The sequence below is a fragment of the Agathobaculum sp. NTUH-O15-33 genome, from assembly GCF_033193315.1.
Taxonomy (GTDB): Bacteria; Bacillota; Clostridia; order Oscillospirales; family Butyricicoccaceae; genus Agathobaculum; species Agathobaculum faecihominis_A.
Genome location: NZ_CP136187.1, coordinates 840744 through 854446 on the forward strand (window position 1 = coordinate 840744; position 13703 = coordinate 854446).

Here is a 13703-nt window from a genome sequence, read left to right on the forward strand (position 1 = left end):
TAAGCGGTCATGTTTCCGCCACCAGAGCGGTCAGCTCCGCCTTTTGTATCTTTCCAGCGGCCAGATAGGAAAAGCCGGTAAACAGCAGGATCACAAACAGCGCGGGCAGCAGGACGCCGCCGAGCGCCGGCCGTGAAGCGAAGCTGCTGATCCCGGCGAGCCGCATGGCCGCCGCCACGAGCGGGTCGGTCAGTATCCCGCTCAGCGCAACGCCAAGCCCGGCGCCGAGCATGCTTGTCACGCCGAAGCGCAGAGCGAACGACAGGCGCAGGCGGCTGACGGAAAACCCCAGCGCCCGGTAGAGGCACAGATCGTTCTGCTCCCGGCGCAGCAGCCGTCCGCCGGTCATCGCAACGGTCACAAAAATGAAGAGCGCCGTAAGCGCCGTCATCACGAGGAGCAGCGCGCGCATGGCCGATAGAATACCGGCAAGGCCCGGCCACGTGTTTTGGTGCACATGCACGTTGTGCCCAAAGGCCGTTTCCAGCGCTTGCGCGGCCGCGTTTCGCCGGTTTGGTTCGGTCAAAAAATAATGGGTGCACCACATGTCCGGCGTGTCGCGCCCAATGCGGGCGTATCCCGCTCGGCTCAGGCCGATGTTCGCGCCCATATCGTTGGCGCACTGGTAAATGCCGGACACTGTAAACGTGCCGCTGCCCGCACCGGCGGAAAGCGTGACTGTACCGCCGATTTTGACGTTCAGGTCGGCTGCCGCAAATTCCGTCAGCACCACCTCGTTTTCAGATGCGCTGGTTCGCCCTGCCAGCAAATGAAAACGCTCCGGCGCGGTGATGACATTCGCGGTGAAGTCCATGCCGTTTACAGCGACCGTGGGCATGGCCAGCTCGTACCGGCCGGAAATCGCGCTGTACCGGGCGATCACCGACTCGATCTCCTCCCGGCCGACTTCGCCCAAGGACTGCACGGCGAGATCCAGATCAGCTGGATTGAACGCATCCATCATGCCCTCGCCGTTTGGCCCCAGCCAGCTGTTCATCCGCCCCATCATGGAGCAAAAGAATACCAGAAGCAGCGCCGCGAGGCAGGCGGCCCCATACTGCTTTTTGCCGCTGGTGAGCTGGCGCAGCGCCATCCAGAAGGCAAGGCCCTTTTGCCGGAGCGGCAGAAAGCGCGGCTTTTCCGCGTTTGGCGCTGCGCCGCCGCGTATGGCGCGTAGCGGAGCAATGCGCAGAATGACAGCCGTTTTGCGCCAAATGAGCGCGCAAAGCAGCAGCGCTATGCCAGTCAGCGCGACGGCGCAAAGCCCGAGCGGCATGGCGGCGGGCAGCAACAGGCCGGTGGTCGTCACCGTCATGCGGCTGGCCGCGCCGGCCAGTGGGATAGCGCCCAAAAGGCCGAGCGCCAAGCCGCACAGGGAGGGAAGCAAATACTGCGCCAGCTGCACCCGGCGCAGTCCGCCGCCGGTAAAGCCGATTGCTTTCAAAATACCGATGCTTGCCGTATCCTGCTCCATGGCGCTGCCGGTACTGTGCGCGAGCACGACCATGGAGACCGCGAGCAGCACGGTGACAAAGGCCAGCAGAAAACCGGCGAACGCGTTTTGCAGGATCAGCATAAAGCCCGCGATCGACGCGGCGGAATGCGTGGATTCCGCGTACCGCGGCAAACTGGTGCGCTCGTTCAGCGCGGCGTTCAGCGCGGCGGCCGAAGCTGTCTTATCCGCTTGGGTAATATGGTACATCGCTCCGCCGCGGGCAAGCGCGTCAATCCCGGCGTCAGCCGCGAGCGCCGTCACTTCCTGATAGTCCTGTCGGCTGATCAGAAAGCTTTTCATACCGATCATGGAGCTGCCCATAAAGGGGTCCTCAAAATAGCCCTTGATGGTAAACGTCTTTTCCACGCCCTGCCGGGTCACCGGAAACGAGATTTCGTCTCCGATGGCGGCGCCGAACATGGAAACGAGCGCGGGGGAAACATAAACCTCGCCGGGTGCGGGCGCCGCCGGGTCGGACTGAAAGCCGTCAAGGCCCGTGGTATAGAGGTGATAAGGGTATCGCGCCGGGTCATAGGCGAGCAGCTGCCCTTCGCTGTCCGATTGCTGCGCCCCGATGCGGTAGTCCGCGAAGAGCAAGGGCTGCACGTTTACTTGCCCCACCTCGGGGAGGGCGGCAAGCTCCTGCGCCAGCGCGTGGATGTCCGGCGCGCCGGACACCCATGCGGTAAGATCGCCAAAGCCCAGCCGTTTCATTTCTTCGCGTACATAGTTTCCCGCACCCGTCCAGACGGACAGCACGGTGTTCAGACACAGGGAAACAAGCAGCAGCAGGATAAAAAGTCCCGCGAGCACGCGCTTATGCCGTTTGAGTCCGGCACGCAGCAAGGTGATAAACGCCATGTTGACACACCGCCTTACCAGTTCAGCGCGGTCAGCCATTCGCTGATCTGCGCTTCTCGCTGCTTGGCTTGGTCCGGCGCATAAGCGGCCAGCCGAAGCTCGTCCAGCACCTTGCCGTCCTCCAGATACAGCAGCCGGTTGCCACGGGCCGCCGCCCGCAATTCGTGCGTGACCATCAAGAGGCTTTGCCCCTCGCGGTTCAGCGCGGTGAGCAGGTCCAGCACTTCGTCGGTGCTGCGCCGACCCAGCGCGCCGGTCGGTTCGTCCGCGAAAAGCAGGCCCGGACGGCCGATCATGGCCCGGGCGATCGCGGCCCGCTGGGCTTCGCCGCCCGACACCTCGCTGGGTAAGCGGTTTTCCGCTTCCGCAACGCCCATGCGGCGCAGCAGGTCGTGCGCGCGTTTTTGTGTTCCCGCCTGCTTGGGATGCAGATAACCCGCGACCGCAACGTTTTCCAGCAGCGTCAAATTACCGACCAAATGCGTCTGTTGGAATACGAATCCAAATTCATCAGCGCGCAGCCGCGCCATTTGCTTTTCGCGCAGGCGGGTGATCTCTTTGCCCTTATAAAATACCTGTCCGCCGCTCAATCGATCCATACCGCTGAGCGTGTAGAGCAGCGTGGATTTTCCCGCGCCGGACGACCCCATGACAACGGTGAAATCGCCTTCCAAGATCTCCACGTCGATCCCACCGAGTACCGGCTCGGCCCGGTCGGAAAATCGTTTGACCAGCCTTTTGCCGGAAAGCAATACCTTGTTCATGCGCGTTTCTCCTTTTCAGCCGGTCCGGTCAGAATCAGTTTTTTCTTGCCCGTGCGCGGGTCGGGCAAAATCCGGTCCACGAATCGGATCTCGAATGCCACGTGCGCCAGACGCTTTTCGCATAAAATTTGCGCCATCTGCCTGCCCAGTTCGTTTCCAACGGCCGTGCGGCAGCCCTCCGCGGCTTCCGCCAGCAGTTCAAAGCTGCCCGCGCCGGTCTGGCGGAACTGATAATCCCGCAGGCCTTCGATGCAGAAGCCCTCGACCGATAGCGGGTGCAAAAATTCCCTGCCGCCCGCGCCGTCGTCGAACCAAAGCAGGTCCTCGCAGCGCCCCAGAACCAAGTCCGCGCGGGTAAAGGGATAGGGATCGTCCGGCGCGGGCTCGCGCAGCGTCAGCCGGTCTGAAACGCGGTAGCGGATCAGCGGCTGCGCATAGTTGTACAGCGAGGTCAGGTACATTTCTCCATTCTCAATTTCTATCACGTTCATATCGTCGAACAAAACCATGCCGTCCACATTTCCGGTCTCCACGCCGAGCGCCAGCGATTCGCTCGCGCCGTAAAAATTCACCACATCGCAGCCAAACGCGTTTTCCAAATACAGACGGAGACCGGGCGCGAGCGGCTCGCCGCAGCATATCACGCGGCGGATTTCGTACTTCGCCGCGCCCCGCGTGAGCTGTTCGCCCAAGATCTTGACCGCGGAGGGGTAACCGATGATGATGTTGGGGCGAAACGCCCGTATGCGCCGGTCCCATTCGGCAAGCGGCGTGTTGACGTCGAGATGCAGCTGCGCGGCGCGCAGCCCGGCCGCGCCGTCGCCCACCGCCATGGCCCCGCCATAGCGGCCGCCGGTCGCGGCAAGATAGAGGATACGCGGCCCGCCGAGCAGCAGGCGTAAAATGTCCCCCGCGCCCATGTTCCACAGCGCGCCCCGGATGATGCCGAGCAGCATTTGCTCCCACGCGGCATTGTCGTACACAAAATAACCGGGGGTTCCCGTGCTGCCCGAGGAATGCACCACATGGTACCCGCCCGCAAGCGACCGTTCGCCCAACGGATCATTTTCATCAAAGCGGCGCAGGTCGTCTTGCCGAAGACCCGGCACGGTGACGATTTCGTCAAAATGCGTCAGCAAATCGCGCTTGCTCATGGTGGGGAAGGCGGCGAGCGGCAGGGAGGAAAGCTGGCCGCGGGCGATACCGGCCTGCTCGAAGCGGGCGCGGTGCCAGTCGGAATGGTCCCATGCATACGCAAGCAGCGTTCGCAGCCGTAAGTCCTGTAGGGCTGTTATTTGGGCCCTTGTCTTTTTCGTATTGGCGCGTAAACGGAAAAACTGCCGCAGCAAACCGGGGTAGTTCATGGATACGCTCCTTTCAGCCGGCGGAGGGAACGGTCAGCACATATCCGCCCGCATAGTTTTCGCGGTGGAAATACCGCAGTTCTCCCGCGTTCTGGTCATACACAACCGTCCATTCGGTGGAGGCGAATTCGTTAAAGCCGTCCTTGCTGACGCTGTCCATCGCGTCGCGCACGCCGTCCATCGTCATTTGCGGGGCTTCGGCAAGCGCGTCCAGCAGCATTTCATAGCGGGTATGCGACTCGGCGCTACCGATCCCGTGTTTTTCCCCTTCGGCCAGATAAAAGTTGGTCAGCACAGGCGTTTCGGTCACGACCATCTCGTTATTCACATACTCTACCGCAGCCGATCTTCCGGCGGCGTCCGCAATGGCGAAATGCACCATCATATCCATCGAGGCATGCATATCGTACTGCGCCAGCAGGGCGAGCGCCTCGTCCACGGTGGCGGCCCGATCAAGCAGCAGCCGGATGGCGGTGGTGGTCGTGATGCCGGGCTTGCCGGTGTTCTGGTCGATGGTGTCCGCGTCCTCGATCATCAGCACCGCCGCGCACAGTCCTTTTTCATTCATGCCGTCAAGCGGCGCGTAAACGGCGGCGGTCGTGACCGCTTGCTCCGGCAGCAGGCGCAGCGGGATGCCCGCGCTGCTCAAAAAACTCAAGTTCACGGTGGAGACCGATGCGTACCCTTCATGCGGCGTTGCGCTGACGATCAAAGCGTCGCAGGCCTCCCAGTCGAAGTTGCGGCCAAACAGCGCGCCGCCGTCCGTACCCGGGACTGACAGCGTGCTACAGCCAAACCCACCCGTCTGAAGCGTTGGGCCGTCGCCGTCCAGCAGCGCCTCGCTCAAATAATCCATGACCTGCGCGTCGCTCGACGCGCCGCCCTGCTCTAAAAACCGCGAAAAGCCGTAATCGCCCTGATAGCCGACGACGGACAGACCGTCCTCCAGCTGTACCTGCGCCTGCGTGGGGGAGATTACCGTCAGTGCCGGCGCCGCGCCGCCAACGCTGCGCTCCGGTACACGAGCGGGCCCGCAGCCGGTCAGCAAAGCCAGCGCGAGCACGGCGGTCTTTTTTATAATGGATAGTTTTCTATGCATAGGACCTCCTTCGGTCAAACGTTGCGGATCCATAGGATCGCGCCCAATAAAATCATCAGCCCGCCCAATACCTGATTCAGCTTGCGATGCATGTTCTTTGTGACACGGCCGCGGAACGCGGCTACAAGGCCGGACAGCAGCGCCCACCATCCGCCCGTGCCGATCAGAACGCCCGCGATCAGCTGCGCGCCTTGGCCCGGCGTCAAACGTCCGGTGATGCCGAACGCGGCGAACGCAACCAGAAAGGAGAGGATGGTCGCCGGATTGGCAAGGGCGAGCACAAACGAGGAGCCAAAACACAAGGGCAGGCGGGCCTGCCGGTCAGTCGCCGCCGGTACCGGTTCCTTGGCGGCCAGCATCCGCACGCCGCACGCGGCGAGGAGAACGCAGCCCGCCATGCACATACCGGTCTGATGCGCAAGCAGAAAATCGGATACCGCGGTCAGGCCGCATACGCCGATCAAGGCATACAGGCTGTCCGCCGCTGACGAACCCAGCCCGGTCGCCAGCCCAGCGCGAAAACCGTGCGCCAGCGTGCGCCCGATGGTCAATGCGCCGATCGCCCCGGCAGGCACGCCGAACACCAGACCAACCAGCAGCCCTTTCAGCAAATAGCTTTCCGGCAATGGGCCGACCTCCTCTCGTTCACCCGGCTAAATCCTGCGGCTGTACGGCAAGGGTGATCGCGGTTTTTTCGCGTTTGATCTGCGGGTCGTCAAAGATCAGCTCTTTGATCTGCCGGGCGGCGATCCGTCCGGCGATCGGGTTTTTCACACTGTCGACGCTGTTTAAGATCGTCGCGTCCACGGTCGCGTATTCAAAAGCCAGATCGGTGTTCAGCAGGCGGCAATCTTGCAGGACGATGTTGTCCATATAGCACATGCCCTGCTCACTTTCGATGGTGCAGCCCACAAACGTCACGTTTTTGGCGTTCCAGCCCAGATATTGGCCGGAGATAAAAGAATCATACACGGTCACGTTTTCACAGTTCCAAAACGCGTCCTTGGACAGCATGCGCGCGTTTCGTATCACAACGTTTTTCGCGCCGTCGAACGAATAGTTGCCGGTCAGGGTAAAACCGTCGATCTCAATATCCGAGCTGTTCATGGCAAAGTAGTCGCCGCGCGCGGTCACATGTTCCATGCGGATGCGGCTGCAATTCCATAGGGTTTCGCCGGCGTTTGAAAACGTGACGTTTTTCAGCGTAATACCGGATGAGCGGCGAAAATTCTTCGGCGCGTCCACCACGCAGTCGGTAAGCGCGATATTCTCGGTATACCAGATACCGGCGCGCGCCATTTCAAACAGCGTGCAGTTTTGCAGCACGATATCCTTGCTGTACCACAGCGGATATTTCCACTGAAACAGGCTGTGATATAAGTTGATGTTGCGGCTCTCCTTCAGCGGCGATTCGCCGTCGGCAAAGGTGGAATAATAGATCGCGAGATCGCGGCCTTGGAACAGGGCGCGCTCGCCGGTGAGTAGCTGCTGTTCGATTTTGTTTTTCATGGTGTCGGTTTCCTTTCTTCCGTAAGCTTGTGTGGGATCAGGCGAGCGCCCAAACGACGGTCGCGTCGCCCGCGCCGAGCGCTTCCGCCAACCCCGCCGGGTCATCCACGCTGCCAAGGCGCGTGTATTGGTAGGTGCTTTGTAAGCTTTCGTAAAACAGCACCAAGCAGTCGCCGCCGTACAGCAGGATATCGCCGGCGGCGATCTGGCCGGGCGTTTCGGGATCGGTGGGCAGGCTGCCGTCTAAGTAAAAGTATTTTTCGTTGCCGTTCATTTCGGACATCGGCAGGGTGAGGGGGAATTGTTCGGTCAGCGCCTGCGCCGCGTCAGTGTCGATCAAGGTAGCCGCAAAGCTTTGACTGCCGATTGTAAGCGTGATGGCGGTCAAAGCGCTTTCGGGCTCGTTCGCGGCTTGCGTTTCGGCAGGCTCCGTTGCGCTGGTCGGTGGCGCTTCCGGCGCCGCCGTGTCTGCTCCCCCGCAGCCGGTTATGGCCAAGAGTATCGTCAGTGTGGCAAGAAAATGGTGCATTGCGTGATTCTCCTTCCTAAAAACAAAAGCTATTGATCGTTCTTTTTCGGTTTTTGCATTTGGTACCGCAAATAATCCAACCGGTCGAGTTTTTGCTGTTCGTCATGTACGCGCGCCAACTGACGGCAGCGCTGGCAGGATAGCAGCCAAAGCCGGTCGCCCTGCGTGGACGCCCCCAAAAAGCGCGCCGCAAAATCATCCGAACAGCCCGCGTCCTTTAGATTTTGCATGATAGCGTCCTGTTTCTTTTTCTCGTCCATTGTGTCCGCCCCTTTATAGTGCTATTATACCGTGGGGTAAGACTGATAGCAAATACCTATATTGAATGATAATTCATGCTTGACGAGCATGAATTGTGGCGTTATGATAGCAGGGAAGGGAGGGGAGCGATGAATGGAAGTACGTGTACTGCGGTATTTTCTCGCGGTGGCGCGGGAGGAGAGCATATCGGGCGCGGCCGAATATCTGCACCTGACCCAGCCGACCCTGTCGCGCCAGCTCATGGATCTGGAAGCGGAGCTGGGCAAAAAGCTATTCGTCCGTGGCAGCCGCAAGATCTCGCTGACAGAGGACGGCTTGCTGCTGCGTAAGCGGGCGGGGGAAATCATCGAACTGGTCGAAAAGACCGAATCCGAATTTCGCCAGCCGGCGGAGGAGATCGCCGGCGATATCTGTATCGGCAGCGGCGAAACCGACGCGGTGCGCCTGATCGCGCAGACCGCGAAAGAATTACAGGCGCTTTATCCCCAGATACGCTATCATCTGCACAGCGGCAATGCCGACGATGTGACCGAACGGCTGGACAAAGGCCTTTTGGATTTTGGTATTTTGATCGAACCGTTTGATATGAAGAAGTATGATTGCATCAAGCTGCCGGCGACCGACACCTGGGGCGTGCTGATGCGTCGGGACAGTCCGTTGGCCGCGCGGGAATCCATCCGGCCGGAGGACCTTTGGGAAGTGCCCCTGCTGATTTCGCGGCAGTCCATGGTCAAAAACGATTTGGCGAGCTGGCTGCGGCGCGACCCGGAATCGCTCGATATTGTGGCGACCTACAACTTGGTTTATAACGCTTCCCGCATGGTGGCGGAGGGCGTGGGCTATGCGCTCACGCTGGACAGGCTGATCAACACCTCCGGCAGCAGCCTATGCTTTCGTCCGCTGGAACCACGGCTGGAAGTCGGGCTGGATGTGGTTTGGAAAAAGTATCAGGTATTCTCCAAAGCGACGGAAAAATTTTTAGAGCATTTGCAGGCAAAATTTCTGGGAAATCGCGTCTGACGGATCCTGCCGTTTGGCGAACCGAATGCGGCAGGCGCCCACCGCGAATAGGCATAAACCATGTGCGTACGACGGCGATCCAGCTGAGAGAAAGTAAAGCCTCTGCGGCCGTCAAAATAAACAGCCCCAGATTGTGCTGTCTGCACAATCTGGGGCTGTTTATACGATCATCATTGGATGAGGAGCGCCGCTTTTAGGCGCAATACGTTATAACTGCGCCAAAGCCCGGATCAGGAAAGCAATCGAATCCGCATTCAACGCTGCGGTGCCATAAGTTAGGCCGTGGATGTTTTCCTCAAATTCCTTCATCGTATACATATAGGCGATATCGTCTGTTCCCAAGCTTGTATCGTAATGGGATAGTTCGTGTAGAATGGTCGTCGCCACGTCTTCTGTCGGATCGTCCGCAACGTGGTCCTCGGAAATATTGATTATGGTGTTAATTGTCGGATTGACCCATGCCAATGCGCCGCGTATGTGGCTTGATAAAATTTGTTGGACAGTGTTATAAGCCTTTGAGACGCTCCCAATAATGTGATAACCGATTTTCTCTGTGTATCTGATTTTCGCATTATGAAAAACCGCTTGCGCACCCGGATTCAATAGATTGATGGCGGCAGCATCGAGCCATTTTCCTGCAAGGGCGAAGGCTGCAAAGAACTTATCCCAATCCATTGCCCGCTGAATCACTTGGCTGGTCCGCGTGTTTGCATGATGTGTGGGGGTGTGGCTGGCGGCCCGTTCTAATTGTGGATCGCAGTTAAGCGGCATACCGTGAACTGTGGCGTTGGCGCGAACGAATCCGGCTTTTTGTTGTACCACGTGGCCCAGCTCATGCGTCAGATAGCGCTGCTGCCCGGGGCCGATATGCACCTGCGTGCCCTGCGTATAAGCCAAGGCGCCGATCCGTCTGGGCTTGTCCGAATTGTAATGCACGCGTACATCATCCAGCGAAAATCCGGAAGCAGTTTCAAAGCGCTGTTTGATAGGGGCCGGTATGCCGGTTAAATTTTGCATGGGCTTTTTCTGGGCAGACTCGGTCATTGACTCTTTAGCGGCTGCAAACATGATAGCCCTCCTTCCGCCTATATCGTATCTCTACTATATATCATAAATTGGCAAAAGACAATCAAAATTGGGGTTATAAGAAAAAATACGCAGACCCGATTGACAGGGTCTGCGCATTTTTTATATATCATGGACCGTTTTTGTATTGATGCCTCACAGCAATACAATTATTCACAAAACCATTTTCGGCATTAAACAAACAAAAAGTGCTGAAACCAAACGGTTTCAACACTTTATGGCGGAGAGTCAGGGATTTGAACCTGGGTGCGCTCATCACGCACACACGATTTCCAATCGTGCGCCTTCGACCACTCAGCCAACTCTCCAAAGCGGCCGATCTGCTCTCGCAGAGGACGAAATACATTATATCGCATTCAGTGGCCGCCGTCAAGCGTTTTTAGAAAAATATGTGCATTTTTTCGCCATGGGTCAGCGCCGCAGCAGGCCCATCAGGCCGCGCGTAAGGGATTTGGAAACCTCGCGGCCCAGCGTGTTCAGCGCGGTTCCCGCGACCTTGTTGATCATCTTGGCGCGCTCCCGCGCTTCCCGCGCGGCTTCGCGGTCGGCCGCGGCCTGCTCGCGGGCCAGCTGACGGTCGTAGGCGTCCTGCTCCTTTCGGGCCTTGGCTTCGGCGGCCAGCTCCGCCTTGGCTGCCTTCAGCGCTTCCTCTTTCAGTTTGGCCTTTTCCTCCTCCGCTGCCGCGCACTGCACCTTTTGGCTCAGCTTTTCATAGGCGGATTCGCGGTCGATAGCCTGATCGTATTTCGCGCCCATGGGGCTTTGCTGCATGAGCACCGCGCGCTTTGCGTCGTCCAGCGCGGCCATCAGGCTTTGCGGCGGCAGGATGCGCGCCTGCTCGACGATGGAGGGACGGCCCTCCTCGTCCAAAAAGGAGATAAGCGCTTCGCCCGTGCCCAGCTCTGTGATGACCTTCGCCGTTTGAAACGCGGGGTTTGCGCGGAAGGTCTCGGCCGCTACCTTGACGGCCTTTTGCTCGCTCGGCGAATAAGCGCGCAGCGCGTGCTGGATGCGGTTGCCGAGCTGGGCTAGCACGGTGTCCGGCACGTCGGTCGGGCTTTGCGTGATAAAATAAATACCCACGCCCTTGGAGCGGATCAGCCGCACGACCTGCTCGATCTTTTCAAGCAGCGGCGCGGGCGTATCCCGAAACAGCAGGTGGGCTTCATCGAAGAAAAAGACCATTTTGGGTTTGTCCATGTCGCCGATCTCGGGCAGACGCTCGAACAGTTCGGACAGCATCCACAGCAAAAAAGTGGAGTACAGCTTGGGATTCAAAAACAGCTTGGCGCAGTGCAGAATGTTAATATAGCCGTGCCCCTCGCCGTCGCACCGCATCCAGTCGGCAAGATCGAGCGCGGGCTCGCCGAAGAACACGCCGCCGCCCGCGTCCTCTAAATTCAGCAGCTGGCGCGTGATCGCGCCGATGGAGGGCGTGGGGATGGCGCCGTATTCGCTTTTCAGCTCCGCGGCGTGGTCGCCGACATACTGCACCATGGCTTTCAGGTCCTTCAGGTCAAGCAGCAGCAAGCCCTGATCGTCCGCCACGCGGAACACGATATCTAAAACGCCCTCCTGCGTATCGTTCAGATCCATGATGCGGGAAAGCAGCATCGGGCCCATTTCGGAAACGGTCGCGCGCACCGGATGCCCCTTTTCCTGATAGACATCCCAAAACTGCACGGGATAGCCGCGGTAGGCAAAGCCCGTTTGATCAAGGCCAAACTTGGCAATGCGTTTTTGCATGCCCTCGCTGTCCACGCCAGGCGCGGCCATGCCGGAAACATCGCCCTTGACATCGGCTAAAAAGACCGGAACGCCCAGATCGGAAAACGATTCGGCAAGCACCTTGAGCGTGACCGTCTTGCCGGTGCCGGTCGCGCCGGCGACCAGTCCGTGCCGGTTGGCCATTTGGGGGAGCAGGCAAATGTTCCGGTCGCTCTGCGCGATCCACAGCTTTCCATCGGTGTACATAACATCCCTCCGTCGTTCAATATAGGCCCAGTTTAGCACGTTTTCAGCGGTTTGTCGAATATTTCCGTACAAGGAAAATTTATGTGAAAAAGCGCCCGGCCATGTGTGAATGGCCGGGCGCATAGTTAGCCGAATAAGTCCTCACGCCGCAGCGTGTATCAAATAGGATTTTGCCGCTTGCGACAAAATCCATCAAAACCGGGAGCATGTATCTCGGTTTTGATACAAACCGACTTCAAGTGTGCCTGTAAGGCGCGCACAGAAGCCGGAATACTCGATCGAAATGGGGCTTTGTTTCGATCGAAGACTGTCAAAAACTATTTTTGACAGTCTCAGCGCCCGGCCGTGTGTAAATGGCCGGGCGTTAAGATTTTATTTGGAGAACTGGTCGCGTACCGCGAGGTAGGCGACGATGGCCTCTACCGTGCCGTCAAAGCCCAGCACAGAAGAGTTGAGGGAAAGATCGTAATTGCGGGCGTCCATCCATTCCTGACCGGTGTAGCGCTTGTAATAAGCGGCGCGGTAGGCGTCCACCTCGGCGATCTTCTTTTTGACCTCGCGTTCGGGCAGCGAATCGACCTTCATGGCCTCCTGCAAACAAAAATCAGCGGTCGCGTGGACGAACACGCGCGTCACGTCGTCGCGGCCTTGCAGCACATAGTCCGCGCAGCGGCCGATCATGACGCAGGGCCCCTTGTCCGCGAGCTGGCGGATGATCTTCGCCTGATATTCAAACAGGTTGTCCTCCGCGGTGAAGCCGGACTGCTCGGGGCTGACCGGCTTGCCGCCGCGGCTCTGGTAACGGCTGCGCAGGCGGGAGAGCAGGTCGGGTTTCAGGCGTTCATCCGAAAACAGCACGGCGTTAATGCCGCTGTCCTCGGAGGCCATGGTGATGATCTCGCGGTTATAGCAGGGGATGCCCAGCCGCTTTGCGAGCAGCTGGCCGACTGTTTTGCCGCCCGAGCCATACTGCCGGGCAATGGTGATGATGTGCTTTCCGTTCATCGCGTGTTCCCCCTTATTCTCCCAAATAGGCTTTTTTGATATCTTCGTCGTCCAGCAGGGCCTTTGCGTCGCCCGACTTGACGATGTGGCCGGTCTCCAGCACGTAGGCGCGGTCCGCGATGGACAGCGCCTTGTTCGCGTTCTGCTCGACCAGCAGCACGGTCGTGCCCGCCTTCGAGACCTCTTCGATGATCTTGAAGATCTCGCTGACGAACAACGGCGACAGGCCCATGGACGGTTCGTCCAGCAGCAGCAGGCGGGGGCGGCTCATCAGCGCGCGCCCCATGGCGAGCATCTGCTGCTCGCCGCCGGACAGCGTGCCCGCGAACTGGTGCTTGCGTTCCTCCAAACGGGGGAAGCGTTGGTATACGTCGGCGAGCGACGCGGCGACCTCGCTTTTCGGGCGGGTGTACGCGCCCATTTTCAGGTTTTCATACACAGTAAGCCCCGCGAACACACGGCGGCCCTCGGGCACGTGGCTCATGCCGAGCCGCACGATCTCGTGCCCCGGCTTTTTGGCGATCTCCTTGCCCTCAAACACGACCGAGCCGCTTTTAGACGGCAGCAGGCCGGTAACGGTGTGCAGCGTGGTCGTTTTGCCCGCGCCGTTCGCGCCGATCAGCGCGACGACCTCGCCCTCGTTCACCTCGAAGGAAACGTCGCGGAGCGCGTGGATCAGGCCGTAATAAACGTTTAAATCCCGGACTTCCAGCATTGCCATAATCTCGTTCCTCCC

General features: G+C 59.3%; 13 protein-coding genes and 1 tRNA gene. 1 reads left to right on the plus strand and 13 read right to left on the minus strand.

The features are described from left to right. Positions 1-7: 7 nt before the first annotated feature. The 8 genes from RWV98_RS04405 to RWV98_RS04440 are packed head-to-tail and all read right to left on the minus strand — an operon-like array spanning position 8 to position 7881. The gene (locus tag RWV98_RS04405; protein WP_317864030.1) at positions 8-2356 is read right to left on the minus strand and encodes an ABC transporter permease; all 2349 of its coding nucleotides are present in this window, start codon (positions 2354-2356) and stop codon (positions 8-10) included. A 14-nt stretch (positions 2357-2370) separates the two neighbouring features. Continuing rightward, positions 2371-3120 carry an ABC transporter ATP-binding protein gene (locus tag RWV98_RS04410; protein ID WP_317864032.1) on the minus strand — a complete coding sequence of 250 codons (750 nt, stop codon included), beginning with the start codon at positions 3118-3120 and terminating at the stop codon, positions 2371-2373. Continuing rightward, the gene (locus RWV98_RS04415; protein WP_317864034.1) at positions 3117-4484 is read right to left on the minus strand and encodes a phenylacetate--CoA ligase family protein; all 1368 of its coding nucleotides are present in this window, start codon (positions 4482-4484) and stop codon (positions 3117-3119) included. The genes RWV98_RS04410 and RWV98_RS04415 overlap by 4 nt, the downstream gene beginning before the upstream one ends. 13 nt (positions 4485-4497) lie before the next feature. Beyond that, positions 4498-5583, minus strand: a complete 1086-nt coding sequence (locus RWV98_RS04420) for a C45 family peptidase (protein ID WP_317864036.1) — start codon at positions 5581-5583, stop codon at positions 4498-4500. Between the two features lie 14 nt (positions 5584-5597). Beyond that, on the minus strand, positions 5598-6209 hold the full coding sequence (locus RWV98_RS04425; protein WP_317864038.1) for a LysE family translocator: 612 nt from the start codon (positions 6207-6209) through the stop codon (positions 5598-5600). 19 nt (positions 6210-6228) lie between these two features. Next, positions 6229-7092: a DUF3737 family protein gene (locus tag RWV98_RS04430; RefSeq protein ID WP_280961251.1), complete on the minus strand. Its 864-nt coding sequence runs from the start codon at positions 7090-7092 to the stop codon at positions 6229-6231. 37 nt (positions 7093-7129) lie between these two features. After that, on the minus strand, positions 7130-7621 hold the full coding sequence (locus RWV98_RS04435) for a cyclophilin-like fold protein (protein WP_317864040.1): 492 nt from the start codon (positions 7619-7621) through the stop codon (positions 7130-7132). Positions 7622-7650: 29 nt separating this feature from the next. Continuing rightward, positions 7651-7881, minus strand: coding sequence for a hypothetical protein (locus tag RWV98_RS04440; protein WP_280961253.1), 231 nt, complete (start codon positions 7879-7881; stop codon positions 7651-7653). 133 nt (positions 7882-8014) lie between these two features. Between RWV98_RS04440 and RWV98_RS04445 the strand changes: the two genes are divergently transcribed. Continuing rightward, positions 8015-8902, plus strand: coding sequence for a LysR family transcriptional regulator (locus RWV98_RS04445; RefSeq protein WP_317864042.1), 888 nt, complete (start codon positions 8015-8017; stop codon positions 8900-8902). A 207-nt stretch (positions 8903-9109) separates the two neighbouring features. On the opposite strand, the gene RWV98_RS04450 is transcribed toward RWV98_RS04445, so the two are convergent. The 5 genes from RWV98_RS04450 to RWV98_RS04470 form a co-directional block, all read right to left on the minus strand. Beyond that, positions 9110-9970: an eCIS core domain-containing protein gene (locus RWV98_RS04450; protein ID WP_317864044.1), complete on the minus strand. Its 861-nt coding sequence runs from the start codon at positions 9968-9970 to the stop codon at positions 9110-9112. A gap of 236 nt (positions 9971-10206) precedes the next feature. Then, positions 10207-10296, minus strand: a tRNA-Ser gene (locus RWV98_RS04455). Between the two features lie 103 nt (positions 10297-10399). Next, on the minus strand, positions 10400-11962 hold the full coding sequence (locus RWV98_RS04460; protein ID WP_317864046.1) for a helicase HerA-like domain-containing protein: 1563 nt from the start codon (positions 11960-11962) through the stop codon (positions 10400-10402). Between the two features lie 372 nt (positions 11963-12334). Further along, a complete protein-coding gene (locus RWV98_RS04465) occupies positions 12335-12967 on the minus strand; it encodes a cytidylate kinase-like family protein (RefSeq protein WP_280961257.1) in 633 nt (210 codons plus the stop codon). Between the two features lie 13 nt (positions 12968-12980). Then, complete coding sequence (locus tag RWV98_RS04470) at positions 12981-13688, minus strand: ABC transporter ATP-binding protein (RefSeq protein WP_280961258.1); 708 nt, start codon at positions 13686-13688, stop codon at positions 12981-12983. Between the last annotated feature and the right edge of the window lie 15 nt (positions 13689-13703).

Coding starts and splice junctions, on each gene's coding strand:
- RWV98_RS04440 (WP_280961253.1), bottom strand. CDS start 7,881: ATGGACGAGAAAAAGAAACAGGACGCTATCATGCAAAATCTAAAGGAC.
- RWV98_RS04435 (WP_317864040.1), bottom strand. CDS start 7,621: ATGCACCATTTTCTTGCCACACTGACGATACTCTTGGCCATAACCGGC.
- RWV98_RS04420 (WP_317864036.1), bottom strand. CDS start 5,583: ATGCATAGAAAACTATCCATTATAAAAAAGACCGCCGTGCTCGCGCTG.
- RWV98_RS04470 (WP_280961258.1), bottom strand. CDS start 13,688: ATGGCAATGCTGGAAGTCCGGGATTTAAACGTTTATTACGGCCTGATC.
- RWV98_RS04450 (WP_317864044.1), bottom strand. CDS start 9,970: ATGTTTGCAGCCGCTAAAGAGTCAATGACCGAGTCTGCCCAGAAAAAG.
- RWV98_RS04405 (WP_317864030.1), bottom strand. CDS start 2,356: ATGGCGTTTATCACCTTGCTGCGTGCCGGACTCAAACGGCATAAGCGC.
- RWV98_RS04445 (WP_317864042.1), top strand. CDS start 8,015: ATGGAAGTACGTGTACTGCGGTATTTTCTCGCGGTGGCGCGGGAGGAG.
- RWV98_RS04430 (WP_280961251.1), bottom strand. CDS start 7,092: ATGAAAAACAAAATCGAACAGCAGCTACTCACCGGCGAGCGCGCCCTG.
- RWV98_RS04460 (WP_317864046.1), bottom strand. CDS start 11,962: ATGTACACCGATGGAAAGCTGTGGATCGCGCAGAGCGACCGGAACATT.
- RWV98_RS04465 (WP_280961257.1), bottom strand. CDS start 12,967: ATGAACGGAAAGCACATCATCACCATTGCCCGGCAGTATGGCTCGGGC.
- RWV98_RS04410 (WP_317864032.1), bottom strand. CDS start 3,120: ATGAACAAGGTATTGCTTTCCGGCAAAAGGCTGGTCAAACGATTTTCC.
- RWV98_RS04415 (WP_317864034.1), bottom strand. CDS start 4,484: ATGAACTACCCCGGTTTGCTGCGGCAGTTTTTCCGTTTACGCGCCAAT.